General features: G+C 40.6%; 7 protein-coding genes. All 7 read left to right on the forward strand.

All coding sequences use genetic code 11. The features are described from left to right. Positions 1–87: 87 nt before the first annotated feature. The 7 genes from XYLOR_RS12425 to XYLOR_RS12455 all read left to right on the forward strand — a co-directional run bounded on the left by XYLOR_RS12425 (position 88) and on the right by XYLOR_RS12455 (position 17,056). Positions 88–2,934 (forward strand): glycoside hydrolase family 2 protein, encoded by a 2,847-nt coding sequence (locus XYLOR_RS12425; RefSeq protein WP_036880102.1) that lies wholly within the window; start codon positions 88–90, stop codon positions 2,932–2,934. Next, a complete protein-coding gene (locus XYLOR_RS12430) occupies positions 2,934–6,065 on the forward strand; it encodes a glycosyl hydrolase (protein ID WP_051509005.1) in 3,132 nt (1,043 codons plus the stop codon). Before XYLOR_RS12425 ends, XYLOR_RS12430 begins: the two co-directional genes overlap by 1 nt. A 4-nt stretch (positions 6,066–6,069) precedes the next feature. Continuing rightward, positions 6,070–7,497: a sialate O-acetylesterase gene (locus XYLOR_RS12435; protein WP_084608662.1), complete on the forward strand. Its 1,428-nt coding sequence runs from the start codon at positions 6,070–6,072 to the stop codon at positions 7,495–7,497. Between the two features lie 6 nt (positions 7,498–7,503). Next, the gene (locus XYLOR_RS12440; protein ID WP_036880106.1) at positions 7,504–10,125 is read left to right on the forward strand and encodes a glycoside hydrolase family 2 protein; all 2,622 of its coding nucleotides are present in this window, start codon (positions 7,504–7,506) and stop codon (positions 10,123–10,125) included. Between the two features lie 83 nt (positions 10,126–10,208). Continuing rightward, positions 10,209–14,555 (forward strand): hybrid sensor histidine kinase/response regulator transcription factor, encoded by a 4,347-nt coding sequence (locus XYLOR_RS12445; RefSeq protein WP_036880109.1) that lies wholly within the window; start codon positions 10,209–10,211, stop codon positions 14,553–14,555. Between the two features lie 77 nt (positions 14,556–14,632). Then, a complete protein-coding gene (locus XYLOR_RS12450; protein WP_036881111.1) occupies positions 14,633–15,529 on the forward strand; it encodes a sugar phosphate isomerase/epimerase family protein in 897 nt (298 codons plus the stop codon). Positions 15,530–15,565: 36 nt separating this feature from the next. After that, the gene (locus XYLOR_RS12455; protein ID WP_084608618.1) at positions 15,566–17,056 is read left to right on the forward strand and encodes a DUF4992 family lipoprotein; all 1,491 of its coding nucleotides are present in this window, start codon (positions 15,566–15,568) and stop codon (positions 17,054–17,056) included. Positions 17,057–17,065 lie beyond the last annotated feature (9 nt).

The raw sequence follows: 17,065 nt of genomic DNA on the forward strand, positions 1-17,065 counted from the left end.
ATTTTCTTATTATTATCCGATTTCGTTATAGACAAAATCGGTGATTGTTAGTCTTATACTATAAGAGTAACTCAATTAGGTAATGATATGAAAAAATTTACAACTTATATATTTTTATTGTTTCTCACCTCTATGGCTTTTGCTCAGAGCGGTGTGGAAACTCAAAGGCGATATCTTTCAGGACATGGTTGTGATGATATGGTACAGTGGGACTTCTATTGCACCGGGGGCAGTAATGCCGGGAAGTGGACTAAGATAGGTGTGCCGTCGTGCTGGGAACTGCAGGGATTCGGCACGTATCAGTATGGTATGAAGTTTTATGGCAAGCCTCACCCTGAGGGCATCGCAGACGAGAAGGGTATATATAAGTATGAATTTAATCTTCCTGCAAACTGGACCGGGAAGCAGGTGATGTTGGTATTCGAGGCGGCAATGACTGATGCAGAGGTTACGATCAACGGACGTAAGGCGGGGACTGTACACCAGGGTGGATTCTACAGATTCGCTTATGATGTGTCTGACCGTGTGTTTTTTGGTAATAAGAAGAATCGTCTGGAAGTAACTGTAAGTAAGGAAAGTGCCAACGAACAGGTGAATATGGCAGAGAGAAGGGCTGACTACTGGAACTTTGGGGGTATTATAAGGCCTGTGTTTATGGTGGCTAAGCCTGCTCTGAATATAAGTCGTGTAGCTATCAATGCGGGCATGAATGGACAGTTTGTGGCCGACTGCTATCTGAACCGTGCCGTGGAAGGAGCGAAAGTGAAGACTACAATACAGGATGCTGGGGGTAAGACGGTGGCTGAAAGTGTGACCGACGCACGTGGCAGTGATATGGCCCGGGTGGATCTGGATGTGAAAGCTCCTAAGTTGTGGACTGCCGAGACTCCTAATCTGTATACAGCGGTGTTCGAACTGACTGATAAGGATGGCCGTGTGTTGCATCGTGAGCGTAGCAAGTTCGGTTTCAGAACGATAGAGGTTCGTCCGCACGATGGTGTGTACGTGAATGGTGTGAAGGTGATGTTCAAGGGCGTAAACAGGCATAGTTTCAGACCTGAGAGTGGGCGTACTCTGAGTAAGGCCAAGAATATTGAGGATGTAAATCTTATCAAAAGCATGAATATGAATGCTGTGCGATTGAGCCATTATCCTGCTGATCCTGAATTTCTGGAGGCTTGCGACAGTCTCGGATTGTATGTACTTGACGAACTTAGCGGATGGCATTGGGCTCATGAGACTATCGTGGGACAGAAGTTGGTCGAGGAGATGGTGACCCGTGACGTGAATCATCCGTCTATCGTATTTTGGGATAATGGTAACGAGGGTGGCTTCAATTATGAACTGGAGCCTGAATTTGCAAAATGGGATATACAGAAACGTACCGTGATTTACCCTTGGGAAAACCGTAACGGACTGGAGACAAAGCATTACCGCTCGTATGGTGAGACAGAGGAGTATATGCGTGAACCTGAGATATTTATGCCTACAGAGTTTTTGCATGGACTATACGACGGAGGGCATGGTGCCGGGTTGGCTGACTACTGGAAGATGATGCGTAGCAATCCCCGTTGTGCCGGTGGTTTCTTATGGGACTTTGCCGATGAGGGTGTGAAACGTGTGGATATGGGTGGCGTGATAGACAATGTCGGTAATTATGCTGCTGATGGTATCGTTGGCCCGCATCATGAGAAAGAGGGTAGTTATTATACCATAAAGGAGGTTTGGAGTCCGTTGGTTGTAGATTGTCAACAAATGGGTACAGACAGCAAAGGTAATATCACCATCCCTGTAGAAAACAGATATGACTTTTTGAATCTCAATACTTGCAAGTTGTCTTATCGTTATCTCAGTATGCCTAAGATGGGTGATGATAAGATTATTACTATAAAGGAGGATGCTCTGAAGACAATCGATGTGGCTCCCGGTAAGAGTGGTGTTATCACAATACCTGCAGCAGGCGTAGGATATGATGTGTTGCAGATATCTGCAGCAGACAAGTGGGGTAATGAGATATTCACATGGAGCATTCGCAATCAGAAAGGTTGTGCTGATGCTATTTGCATGCAGCAATCAAAGAGTAAGGCTAAATACACTGAAAATAAGGACCTTCTTAATGTGGAGGTTGGCGGCCGCACTTACAGTTTCTCTAAGAGCAACGGCGAAATAAAAGGAGTGAAGATAGGCGATAGAAATATATCGCTTGCAGATGGACCCCGGTTTATTGCTGCACGTAGGGCTGACCGTTCTTTCGACCAGTTCTATAATCATGATGACAAGGAAGCTGAAAGTAAGAAGACACAGTATACGCTTTATAAAGACCAGGGTACATTCGATAAGTTTGATGTTAGCGATAAGGATGGCATGCCGGTGCTAACGGCTAAATATAAGACGGGAAGTCTTGACAGTGTCTGCTGGACGTTTAATGATAAAGGTGATGTGAAGGTATGCGCTGCATACAACTTTGGTGGCGTAGTAGACCTGATGGGAGTGATGTTCGACTATCCTGAGAGTAAGGTGAAAAGTAAGAGTTGGGTAGGGGATGGACCATACCGTGTATGGCAGAACCGCCTGCAGGGGCCGCAATATGGATACTGGCACAACGAATATAATGATCCGATACCGGGTGAGAGTTTTACTTACCCTGAATTCAAGGGTTACTTTGCTGATGTGGATTGGATGCAAATTACAACCACAGAAGGTAAGATAAACATTAAGAATTTGTATCCTGATAAAAATTATATAGGTGTGTATCAACCGCGTGACGGTAGAGACCATATCTTATATACTTTGCCTGAGAGCGGCATAAGCGTATTGAGAGTGATTCCGGCTGTACGCAATAAGGTGAACTGTACCGATCTAAACGGTCCCTCGGCTCAACCATATTGGGCCGGTGGAAACTATAAAGCAGACTTTATATTAAGATTTGAGTGATGCGGAAAAGTCTTGTAAGCATATTGATTATACTTTGTGCTGCAGCAGGTATTGCAGTGCATGCAGATGATACACGTCCATGGACATTTTGGTACTGGATGTATGGGGCTGTATCAAAGGTCGGTATAAAGGAAGACTTGCAGGCCATGAAGAATGTTGGTCTGGGCGGAGCATATCTCATGCCGATACGTGGGGCGCAGGAGCATCCCGAGTATGGAGGTAAGGCACAGCAACTGACTGACAATTTCTGGGATATGACTGATTATACCTTGCATGAGGCAGACAGTCTGGGACTGCAACTCGGCATTCATGTCAGTGACGGTTTCGCATTGGCAGGTGGACCGTGGATTAAACCTGAAGAATCAATGCAAAAGGTAGTATATACAGATACCGTAGTATGTAGGCACAAAAATATTATTGTACATCGGCCACAGGTTTATGATGGATATTATGAGGATATTGCCTGTTATGCGCTGCCTGTAAGAGAACAGACAATTGATGGTATTAAGCCTTCTGTATCATTTTCAGGCGAAGTGACGCGTGATGAAAGCGGTACCTATAAATCGTCAAAACCTTGTTGGATAAAGTATGACTACAGCAATACTATTTGTTGCCGTAATATAGAAGTTGTCTCACCGGGAAATAATATACAGTCGCAGCGGTTAACTGTCTTGGCAAGCGATGATGACATACATTATAGGGTGATTGAAAACATGGAGCCTCCACGTCAGGGATGGCAGAACACAGGATATAACACAACATTTGCCATACCACCTACAAAGGCAAGATATTTCAGATTTGACTGGACTCCTGTTGGTACAGAACCCGGTAGTGAGGATCTGGATGCGGCAAAATGGAAACCTAATCTTAAGATAAAGGATATCATATTACGAAGTACACCACGTTTAGCCCAATGGGAAGGTAAGGCCGGATATGTATGGCGTGTGGCAAAAGGTACGACAGCAGAGCAGGTGAGCGATGCCAACTGTTACAGAATGGCCGACATCATCAGACTGGATATGAAAGGCGATACGGTGCTTACAAAATTGCCTAAAGGTAAATGGCGGATATTGAGAATGGGGCATACATCTACCGGACAGACCAATGCAACTGCCGGTGGTGGTAAAGGACTGGAATGTGATAAATTCTCTGTCGAAGCTGTAAATAAACAGATAGACGGATGGTTTGATAAGTTTATGAAACGACCAGACTCGCATGTAATAAAGTTTATGCATGTGGACAGTTGGGAATGCGGCTCACAGAACTGGAGCAGAAACTTTGCTGCTGAATTTAGCCGTCGCCGTGGGTATGATCTTATACCCTATCTGCCTGTAATGGCAGGCATACCTATCGAGAGTGCCGCAAAGAGCGAGAGAGTATTGAGAGATGTTCGCAACACAATAAATGATCTTATCAATGATGTGTTTTTCGCAACGGTAAAGGTGCGTGCAGACAGATATGGCTGTAGGTTGTCTTCAGAGAGTGTGGCTCCAACGATGGTGAGCGACGGGATAGAACATTACAAGTATGCCGATCTGCCTATGGGCGAATATTGGCTTAACAGTCCTACTCACGACAAGCCCAATGATATGTTGGATGCGGTAAGTGGAGCCCATATATATGGCAAGAACATCATTCAGGCAGAAGGGTTTACTGAGGTAAGAGGTGTCTGGAATGAGACTCCAGCACTGATTAAACCGTTACTTGACCGTAACTTCTGTCTTGGGATGAACAAATTGTTCTTTCACGTAAACACACATAATCCCTGGACCGACAGACGACCGGGCATGACTCTGGATGGTATCGGACTATTCTTTCAGCGCGACCAGACATGGTTCAGAGAGGCTTCTGCATTAGTAGACTATGTTACAAGATGCCAGACATTATTACAATACGGCAATCCTGTTGCAGATATAGCAGTGTTTACCGGTGAGGAAATGCCTAGAAGGGCTGTGCTGCCCGAACGTATGGTAAATATGCTGCCCGGTATATATGGAGCAAAGTGTGTTGATGCCGAGAACAAAAGAATGAAAAATACAGGAGAACCAATGGAAGAAAGTCCTGTAGGGGTAACTCACTCGGCAAACATCGTGGATACAAAAGACTGGATAAATCCTTTGCAAGGATATGCATATGACTCGTTTAATAAAGATGCTCTGTTAAGAATAGCAAAGGTGGAGAATGGATGTATCGTATTACCCGGTGGCGCAAGATATCATGTATTGATGATACCTACAGCCAGACCGATGAACCCTGATAACCTGGAACTATCGCCTGAGGTGGCTGCAAAGATAGAAGATTTCAGAAAGGCCGGAGTTATAATACCACATCTTCCATATATGGATAGCGATTTCTCAAAGCTCGGTTTATCACGTGATGTCGTTTTGCCTCAAGGGATAGCATATACACATCGTACGGGTGATGACAAAGATATCTATTTCGTAGCTAATCAGAAAGATTCTGCAATGGTGTTTACTGCATCATTCCGTCAGACAGGACGTATACCGTATATATATGATGCTGTGACGGGAGAGTCGTATAAAACATCTTTATGGAGAGACGTAAATGGACGGACAGAAGTGAAAGTATCTATTCCTGAGCATGGTTCTCTTTTCGTAATATTTCCTGTAACGGAGGTAACAGAAATGAAAGAAGAATGTATAGCAGACAAGAGTATCAAACTCGGTAAACTGCCTTGGAAAGTGAAATTTGAAGAAAATGGATTGATCGTGAATACCGATACTCTGTTTGACTGGAGCGGGCAAGACGATAATAGAATAAAATACTATAGCGGACATGTACTATATACTACTACATTAGATTATAACGGTCTGCTGTCAGGCAGAAAATGGTTGTGTTTTGATAAAGTATGGGATGTAGTACATGTATGGATAAATGGTAAGGACTGTGGGATAGCATGGACCTATCCATATCAGGTGGATATCACAAAGGCTCTGAGAAAGGGGCATAATGACATAAAAATCGAGGTAGTTAATACTTGGGCTAATGCTCTGCGTGGCGCGGATATGGGTAATCCTCCATATAAAGGTATCTGGACTAACGCAAAATACAGGATGAAAGGCGACGCCTTGTTGCCTGCCGGAATAATGGGTATAAAGATAAAACAATAATATGATGAAACGAATGAATGCAATGCTTGCCATCGCTGTTATGGTTGGTATCAGTGCCAATGCTGAAGTGAAGTTGCCTGCTTTCTTTAGCAATAATATGGTGATGCAACAGCAGACGGAATGTAATCTGTGGGGAACAGCAGATGCCAATCATCAGGTAAGGATCGTTACAGGATGGGATAAGAAGACATATAAGGTATCGGCCGATAATAAAGGTGCATGGAAGTTGCAGGTGCAGACACCGAAGGCAGGAGGCCCATATACCATAACATTTGATGATGGAAAAGAAAAACGTCTGGATAATATACTTATCGGCGAACTGTGGTTGTGCAGTGGACAGAGCAATATGGAAATGCCTATGAAAGGATTTAAAAACCAACCGGTAGAGGGCGCTAATGATGCTTGTCTTGATAGTAAGAACGATAATATAAGACTGTTTACGGTAAAACGTAATTCTACGATAGAGCCACAATATGATGTGGAAGGAACGTGGGAAAAAGCTTGTCCGGAAACAGTAAGAGAGTTTAGTGCAACAGCCTATTACTTTGGAAAAATGCTGAACAAGAACCTTAATGTACCCGTTGGATTGATCGTATCGGCCTGGGGCGGCAGTGCTTGCGAGGCCTGGATGAAAGCAGACTGGTTGAAAGCGTTCCCATCGGCAAAGATACCACAGAGTCAGGATGATATAAATAAATCGAAAAACCGTACACCGACAGGTCTCTATAATGCAATGCTGCATCCACTCATCGGTATGACGATACGGGGTGTGATATGGTATCAGGGAGAGGACAACTGGAACAGGGCTTCAACTTATGCTGATATGTTTACTAAAATGGTAAACGGTTGGCGTGAGGAATGGAAACAGGGAGATTTCCCATTCTATTATTGTCAGATAGCTCCGTACGATTATGGAATTATAACATCGGCAGGACAAGACACCATCAATTCTGCTTTCTTGCGTGAGCAGCAGTCAAGAGCCGAACTGCGACTGAAGAATAGTGGTATGGTTGTTCTTATGGATGCCGGACTGGAGAAAGGTATACACCCGATGAAAAAACAGGTAGCCGGAGAGCGCCTTGCCCGTCTGGCTCTGGTAAAGACATATGGCATTAATGGCATAACGGCAGAAAGTCCTTACTATAAAAATATTGAGATACATAACGATACGGTGACTGTACTTTTTGAAAGAGCCGATATGTGGATTAACTGCCATGGCAGTTTTGAATCAAAGAACTTTGAGGTAGCAGGCGCAGATAAGAAATTCTATCCGGCCAAGGCATGGATATATCGCAGTAAGATGATGGTTAAAAGTGATAAGGTTAAAAATCCTATCGCTGTAAGGTATGCATTCAAGAACTATGCCGATGGTGATGTGTTCTGTGAAGACTTGCCATTATCAAGTTTTCGTTCTGATGATTGGAATAAGTAGAATATTATGAAGAAGATAATAATAGCATTGATTTCGTTTATTGCATTAACAGTAAATGCACAGATAGAAACATCTATAGCAGGTATGTTTCCTATAAATAATACCGGTAGACTTGTATACAATTTCAATTCTGAATGGCGTTTCCATTTAGGGGATATGGCCGGAGCAGAGAAGACAAGTCTTGATGATAGTAGTTGGGATGTTGTTTCAACACCACATTGTGTGAAGCTAGAACCGGCAGAAGCCAGTGGTGGTAGAAACTATCAGGGAATAGCATGGTATCGTAAACACTTTATTTTGCCAAAAGAGACTGCCGGTAAGGATGTAGAGATATATTTCGAGGCCATAATGGGTAAACAGAAAATCTACGTTAATGGCAAACTTGCCATTGAACACTTTGGTGGCTATCTGCCTGTTATTGTGCATCTTGATAAATATGGGGTTAAGGCCGGTGATAAATGCATGATAGCAGTAATGGCCGATAACAGTGATGATAAGAACTATCCTCCCGGTAAGCCACAGTATTCTCTTGATTTCTCATATCATGGTGGAATCTATAGGGATGTATGGATGATAGCAAAGTCAAAGGTTTCTATAACGGAGGCCCAAGATGAGAATAAAGTAGCCGGAGGTGGACTGTTTGTTCATTATGCCAATATAACAAGAAAAGGTGCAGATGTATTTGTTAACACGGAAGTTAGAAATAATGAACGAGTAGCAAAGAATGTGGTTGTTGACAATGTATTAATGACTGCTACAAATAAGGTAGCAGGTAAGGCATCTTCCAAACTACTACTCAATCCGGGTGAAGCTAAAACATTTATTCAGAAAATACATGTTAGTAAACCAAACCTATGGTCGCCCGAAACGCCTTACTTGTATAACTTGACTTCTAAAGTTAAAGATGGTAAGACTATAGTGGATGGAGGAAAGACAAAGATCGGTATTCGTTCGTTTGAGTTCAGAGGAAAAGATGGATTCTGGTTGAATGGCGAGAAATATCATCAGTTGATTGGTGCTAATCGTCATCAAGATTTTGCGTATGTTGGTAATGCGTTGCCTAACAGTCAACAGTGGCGTGATGTACGCCGACTGAAAAATGCCGGTTTTAATATAATACGTACAGCTCACTATCCTCAGGATCCCGCATTTATGGACGCCTGTGATGAACTTGGAATGTTTATAATCGTAGCTACCCCAGGTTGGCAGTTTTGGAACAAAGACCCACAATTCGCAGAGCGTGTTCAGCAGAACACCCGTAATATAATACGTAGAGACCGCAACCATCCGTGTGTGCTTATGTGGGAACCTATACTTAATGAGACACATTATCCTGAAGATTTCTCACTAAAGGCATTGCAGATAACAAAAGATGAATATCCTTATCCATATAGACCGGTAGCTGCTGCAGATGTGGCATCTGCAGGAGTTAAAGACAATTATGACTTGGTATACGGGTGGCCCGGTGACGATGAGAAGACTGATAAACCCAAACAATGCATATTCACTAGAGAATTTGGCGAATATGTGGATGATTGGTATGCACATAACGCTATAAACAGAGCCAGCAGAAGCTGGGGTGAACGTGCTCAACTGGTCCAGGCATTGTCGTTAGCCAATACCTGCGATGGAATGTTCCGCACCAACGGACAGTTTATTGGAGGTTGCCTGTGGCATCCATTCGATCACCAGCGAGGCTACCATCCCGATCCATATTGGGGAGGCATTTACGATGCTTTCCGTCAGACGAAGTATGCATATTATATGTTCCGCAGTCAATCACCTGCATCGTATAGCAATCCATCTGTTGAAAGTGGACCGATGGTATATATAGCCCATGAAATGACTCCATTTTCAGAGCCGGATGTAGTGGTATTCAGCAACTGTGACTCAGTAAGACTGTCTATCTATGATGGTGCAAAATCATGGACGCTGCCGGTGGTGCACGCTAATGGACATATGCCCAACCAACCGGTAATATTTAAGAATGTGTGGGATTTCTTCGAGTCACGCGACTACAGTTATGTAAAAAAGAACTGGCAGAAGGTTAATATGGTGGCAGAAGGAATCATAGATGGTAAGGTAGTGTGCAAAATGAAAAAAATGCCGTCACGGCGTAGCACCAAACTACGTCTTTACGCAGATACAGAAGGCAAGTCGTTGGTAGCCGATGGTTCTGACTTCGTTGTTGTTGTGGCCGAAGTGACAGATGATAGTGGTAATGTGCGAAGACTGGCTAAAGAGAATGTACGTTTTACAGTTGAGGGTGAGGGTGAAATTATAGGCGACAGCACCATTAATGCTAATCCAAGAGCTGTAGAGTGGGGATCTGCTCCCGTCTTGATTCGTTCAACCCGTAAAGCCGGCAAGATAAAAATAAAAGCCGAGGTAGAATTTCAGGGCGTACATGCACCTTCGTCTGCCGAGTTAGAAATAGAAAGTGTTCCGTCTGATATTCCTTTCTGTTATTTGGAACAGAATATCACAGGATCGAAATCGAATAAAACTTCTGAGACAGAAACTTTACAAGATAAAAAAATATACAGGAAGACTGTCCTTACTGAAGAGCAGAAAGCAAAATTACTTAAAGAAGTGGAACAGCAACAGGCTGACTTTGGAATAAAATAAGATTCTGAATGTATATTTTCTCTCAATTTAATTCGGTTCTTTTCGCTATTTTATGTAAGTTTGCAATCGAAATCTATTAACAAATGAGAAGATACCATACGCAACTACTGCTAATACTATTATTGGCAATAACTATGCAGTCTGCTGCAACCGGTTCCGACTATTCAAATATGATAGTGGAGCATTACGGCGAAGACAGAGGTCTGCCTAACAATATCGTAAACTGTTCTTTGAAGAGCCGTGATGGATTTCTGTGGTTTGGTACATGGTATGGTTTAAGTCGTTTTGATGGAACTAAATTTTATACATATAATAAAGCAATATTCCGTAATTCAAATCAGCCGCCACGTAAGATAGAGAGCATGGTGGAAGATGCAAACGGTAATATATGGATAAAGACACTTGACTGGAAATTATACATATTCTATAAAGGAACTGAAATATTTCGTTCTGTATATGATGAGATAAAACCGTACTCACATAACATACAGGTAATAAAGATACAGCGCACGGCTGATGGGAGTGTGATGCTTCTTACGAAAGATAAGGAATTGTTACTTGGATATACGGATAAAGTAGGCAGTATTAAAATACATCGACTAATAAAACCGAATGGTTCTGTTAATCCATTCAGTCTTCAACTTCAAAAAAACATTATATCAGAAACTCGCAACTATATTAGTTGGGAGGGGATGGATTATACAATAAAAACCATAAGAAAAGCATCTGCGGCAATACTGCTTAATTCGTTAAAAGCAGAGAACTTTACTTGTGCATATCAACGTGGGAAATATGAACTATATGCCGGTTGCGAAGACGGTAAAGTCTATCTTATAGATGCATTGCATGGTAAAGTAAAACAATTATTCTCTGCCAAAAAAGAAATAACGAATATTGTAGCTGTATCTCCAACTGACATATATATAACAGTGGCAGGTAAGAGCTCTTATCGTAATGGGAGACTTATAAATCTTTCGTTAAGTACCAATATATCAGCTTCATATGTAGATAGATATGGTAAGTTGTGGTTCTGCGATGACGATAGGGCGGCTGTATGTTACGACCCTATACATGACTCTTCTACAAGATATCCTTTTACTCTGTTTGGTAAGATATGCGAACCTCAAATACAAGATGCAGGTAGTCATGGACTATTTTTTCTTTCGCCTGCAGGTGAGGCTTTCTATTTTGATCGTATAGATAGGAGTATGCATTCGATAGCACAGATGCCACAAATAGTTGATGATGCACCAAATCAAAGATTCTTTAACCTCTATATGGATAAAGAAGGATTGCTCTGGCTATCTTCTACCAACTGTGGCGTGTATAAATTTAATTTTCCTCTGCAACAGTTTCATATGATAAAGTTGCCGTCTAATCCTTTGGAGTCAGATAAAAATAAAGGTGTACGCTCAATTTATCAGATGAAGAATGGTGATATCTGGGTAGGTACAAGAAGTAAGGACCTTTACGTGTTTGACATAAATGGACATCTAAAGAAGACGTACTCTTACAGTAAATACCATATAGGTAGTGTATACTATATAATGATGGATAGAAAAAACAATCTATGGCTATCAACAAAAGGTGATGGTCTGGTTAAGGCTGTTACTGATAAATCATTGCCGGATGGTTTCAGATTTATCCATTATAAGCACGATGCAAAAGATGTGAAGTCGATAAGCGGTAATAATGTGTACATGACATATATGGATGATTACAGTCGTATCTGGGTATGCACATTAGATGGTGGCCTTAACCTTATATCAGAAAATGGAGATAATATTGAATTTAAAAATAAATACAATGGATTCTTTCATTATCCACAGTATGGTCAATACATGGAAGCCCGAAATATGGTGGAAGACCGTAGTGGACGTATCTGGGTAGGAACGATAGACGGACTGATGAGCTTTGAAAGCAAATTTACGAATGTGCATAATATAAGGTTTGAGACTTACCACAGGAAGAACCTTTCTTCTTTTGCTAACAATGATGTCTATGCTTTGTATAAGGATAATGCCTCAAATATATGGATGTGCGCATTTGGTGGCGGAATAAATAGATTAGACAGTTATGATAGAGACAACCACATACCTTCGTTCTCTTCATTGGGCGCAAAAGAGGGAATGCAGAGTAATGTTGTTGTCTCAATGGTATCTGATAGTCATAATCGTTTATGGTTCGGTTCTGATAAAGGATTATCGTGCTATAATCCTAAGACAGACAGGGTGCGCAACTTCGACAAGTATGATGGATTCCCTGATGTGACAATGGAAGAAACAGCGTCTCTTTATAATAGGAATGGAACCATATGGATGGGGTGTAAACAAGGCATACTGGTCTTTAATCCATACAGTCTTAAAACATCCGGACTTACTTACAAGACATATATAGTGGATTGTGAAGTTAACAATAGAAATATACGCAGTTATACTGATAATCCGATAATAGACAAAGACATTGCCTATACAGATAAGATCGTATTGAGTCATAACCAGAATATGTTTACTATTGAGTTTGCCGCTCTTAATTTTAATAATCAGAACCGTATCTCATATAGGTATCGCTTGAAAGGTTATGATCGTGACTGGCACTATAATGGGAATAACCGTATAGCATCTTATACAAATGTACCTTCTGGTGAATATACATTTGAAGTAGAGACTATGGATGGGGCAAATCCTGAATTGAAATCTGGCTGCTCACTTCAAGTAGTAATACTTTCACCATGGTGGGCCAGTTGGTGGGCATATATCATTTATTCCATCCTATCATTAGGACTGATATATGGTTCTATACGTTTATCTCTATATATGATAAAGATGCGTAATGATGTCTATATTGGTCATCGCCTTGCAGAACTAAAAATACGATTTTTTACTAATATATCACATGAATTGCGTACACCTCTTACACTTATACAAGGATCAATTCAAGAACTGAAAGAAAGAGAAAAACTATCTGATAAAGGTAAATCGTATGTGTCATTGATGGAGAAAAATTCTACACAGATGATACAATTGGTAAATCAGATTCTCGACTTTCGGAAAATACAGAATGGTAAAATGCGTCTTCATGTCTCGTCGGTAAGTATGCACGGTATGATGGAAGCTTTTATGGAAGAATTCAGAGTGCTTGCAGACGAACATAATATAAAATTTACTCTGGAAATGCCTGATGGTGATATAATGGTTTGGGCAGATGAAGAGCGTTTGGAGATAGTTGTACGTAATATATTAGCAAATGCTTTCAAATTTACACCGCAGGATGGTATCATAACGCTTACTGTCGAATCGGAGCGTGAAGGACTTTGCCGGATAACAATAGAAAATAGCGGTAGCCATATCCCTGAAAATAAGTTATTTGAGATATTTGAACGTTTTTCTCAAGCTGATAATAATGAGAATGCAAAATATCAGGGCACAGGTATAGGACTGGCGGTATCAAAAGAAATAATGCACCTGCATCACGGTCATATATATGCTGAGAATTCATCAGATTCAAGTGTGCGTTTTGTAGTAGAAGTACCAGTAGAAAAAGAGAAGTTCACGGGTGAAGAAGTTGACTTCTATATATCAGGAAACGAAATGTCGAAGGCTGCAGACGATACTTTAGAAAGAGGCCCCGAACTATTAGAACAGACCAGTAACAATGAAAAAGAACTTCCGGCAATACTTCTGGTAGATGACAATCATGACTTGTGCGATATGTTAAAGTTGCAACTGGAAGGTGAATATAAAGTGCATGTAGCATATGACGGAAAAGAAGGTCTGCTAAAAGTGAATAAGTATCATCCAGATATAGTTATAACAGACCAGATGATGCCTAATATGGATGGACTGGAACTGTTACACTGCATACGTACAGATTTTCAGATATCACATATTCCTGTTATCATATTAACAGCTAAAGGTGATGATGAATCAAAAACGAAGGCAATAAGCATGGGCGCAAATGCCTATATCACCAAACCATTCAGTAAAGATTATCTTTTGGCAAGTATTACACAATTGCTCAAAGAGCGTCGCGCTTTCCGTGATACAATGCTAGCCAATGGTAATGTGGCAAGTGATGAATACAGTAAATATCTGGAACAAAAAGATGTAAAGTTTATTAAAGAGATACATCAGGTAATAGAAGATAATATAGACAATAGTGACTTCAATATAGATCTAATATCATCTACGATAGGACTGAGTCGCTCTGCTTTCTTTAAGAAAGTAAAGAGTCTGACAGGGTATGCCCCCGTAGACCTTATAAAAGAATATCGTATAAACAAATCATTAGAGCTTATGCGAACTACGGATTTCAGTATTACAGAGATTGCATTTAAGTCCGGATTCAAGGACAGTGGATACTTTGGAAAATGTTTTCGTAAGCGTTTTGGAAAGTCGCCAAGAGAATATATTAGCGAAATTAGAAAATAATTATAATATAATTGATTACAACAATTGTTAAAGTACGTCTTACATCATAATTGGTTAACCAAATGCAAGATATGGGAATGGGTAGACTCACTTTAACAACAAGATTTTTATACATTTTACTACTATTGTCTTTGCCATTACAAATGACATATGCAAAAGATGGCAATCAGCGATATAAGATAGCTGCTTGTGACTGGATGATGCTTAAAAGGCAAAAGATTGGCGAATTCCAACTCGCAAAGCAGATTGGCGCCGATGGTATTGAAATGGATATGGGAGGACTGGGAAAACGTGATACTTTTGATAATAAGTTACATCAGGTCTATTTTCAGAAACAGTTCAGACATACTGCAGATTCTCTAGGCGTGGAAGTGCCGTCTGTAGCAATGTCAGGCTTTTTCGCTCAGTCGTTTATTTCGAAAAATAATTATAAGGTTCTAATAGAAGATTGTTTAAACACTATGCGGATTATGGGTGCCAGAGTGGCATTCCTTCCGCTAGGTGGATGTGGAAATGGATGGCATAAAGATGGATCAGAACGTGCAGAATTGTTGCACCGTTTGCATGAAGTCGGTGAAATGGCAAAAGCTGATAATGTGGTTATAGGCATACGCACAGCACTTGATGCCAAAGAAGATGTCAAATTGCTAGATGAGATAAATTCGGATGGAATAAAAATATACTATAATTTCCAGGATGCTACAGATAACAAACGTGATGTGTGCAAAGAATTGAAAATATTAGGAAAAGAAAGAATATGTCAGATACATTCTAGCAACACAGACAGTGTTACATTGGATAAAGATAATAGAATAGACTTACAGAAAGTAAAGAAAACGTTGGATAAAATAGGATGGAGTGGATGGCTCGTGATTGAGCGTTCGCGTGATGCCTCAAGAGTGAAAGATGTAAAGTATAACTATGGAACAAACGTTAGATTCTTGAAACAAATATTTAAAAACGGGAATAAATAATTAATTAATATCAAGTTAAACTTAAAACGTAAAATTATGAAAAGAAATCGTTTCTTTACGTGCGGTAGAATCTTTGTGCTAGCCATTATGGCCTTAAGTGCATTATTCATATCTTCATGTGCGGAAGATGGCTTTGATGACGAATCGTTTACTTCGGATGTAACAGATAGTACGCTGGTATCACCTAGCGCGGATAATATTAAGGTTACACCTAGTACAGATGGTTCAACATTTACCATTTCATGGCCTGTTGTTTATGGCGCTGGTGGATATGCTGTCAGTGTTTTAAATGTTAATGACACCAACAACCCTGTAGCTGTTGATAGTGTCAATAATAAAACTATTGATGGATGCTCTGTAACTGTTAAAAGGGAAGAGGATACGAATTATAAAATATCTGTAAAAACATTAGGAAATAATGTCTATAATAATAAAGACGCAAAGACTTCAACAGAAAAGTCTTATTCTACGTTTACAGCTACTTATATGTCTATCCCTGATGGTGCTAACCTGAATGAATTCTTCGCATCAAATCCCTTGCCGGCTGATTCAATAGGCAAGACTCTTAACTACGATCTAGTGGCAGGCGGAACATACACCTTATCTGATGCCATAGATTTCGGAGCAAATACGGTAACGTTGCGTAGTACAACAAAGGCGGAAAATGCGCATGTTAATTTTACAGGCATTGCCTCTGGCTTCAATACTTCGGCAGGGTTGGTCTTAAAGTATATCAACTTTGACTGTAATGCTTCTCAAGCAGGATTTATACAGATGAGTGCAAAACCTGTTACTACTCCGGTAGTAGTTTCTGCATTTGGAGCAAATTACAACTTCTACTTTATTAACGATCCAATAAGTGTAATAGGATGCAAAGTGGATGGTCTTAACTCTTTCTTCTTTTGGGATAATAAAGTGGCTGTTTGCAGTCCTACAACTCTGTTAGTGAAAAACAGTCTTGTACACTGTACCTCTTCTGATGCAATTAACCTTAAGAATGGGGCTTATATATGGACAAATAAGGGTGGTGGTTTTGTAAAAGATCTTACCATAAATAATTCTACATTCTATAATACAGGAGTTGTAGAACCTAAATACTTTATTCAGTATGGAGGTTTTGGAATTGCTCAGATACCAACCTATTGGGTTAATAACTCTATTAATTTTGACCATGACACCTTCTATAATATCTGTCCTAATGGTCAATGGGGTAACTATAATGGAATTGCAGGGAAATCTACTTCGTTCTGGAATATGACAAATAGTATATTCTATAATTGTAGTACATCTGGTGTAGCACGCAGATTCTTGGTAGGAAAATCCAAACAGCCTACAGCAAAATTTGATAATAACACATACATGAAACCAGACGGAACGTACGATAATCCTGCTGGGTTTGACGATTCCGGTACAGACATAAAGGAGAACCCCGGGTTCAAGGATGCTGCTAATGGTGACTTTACGATAAGCGGATCAAAACAGGCTACTCTTGGCACAGGTGATCCACGTTGGTTGCCAACGAAATAATTAATAATC

It is taken from the genome of Xylanibacter oryzae DSM 17970, from assembly GCF_000585355.1.
Lineage (GTDB): Bacteria > Bacteroidota > Bacteroidia > Bacteroidales > Bacteroidaceae > Prevotella > Prevotella oryzae.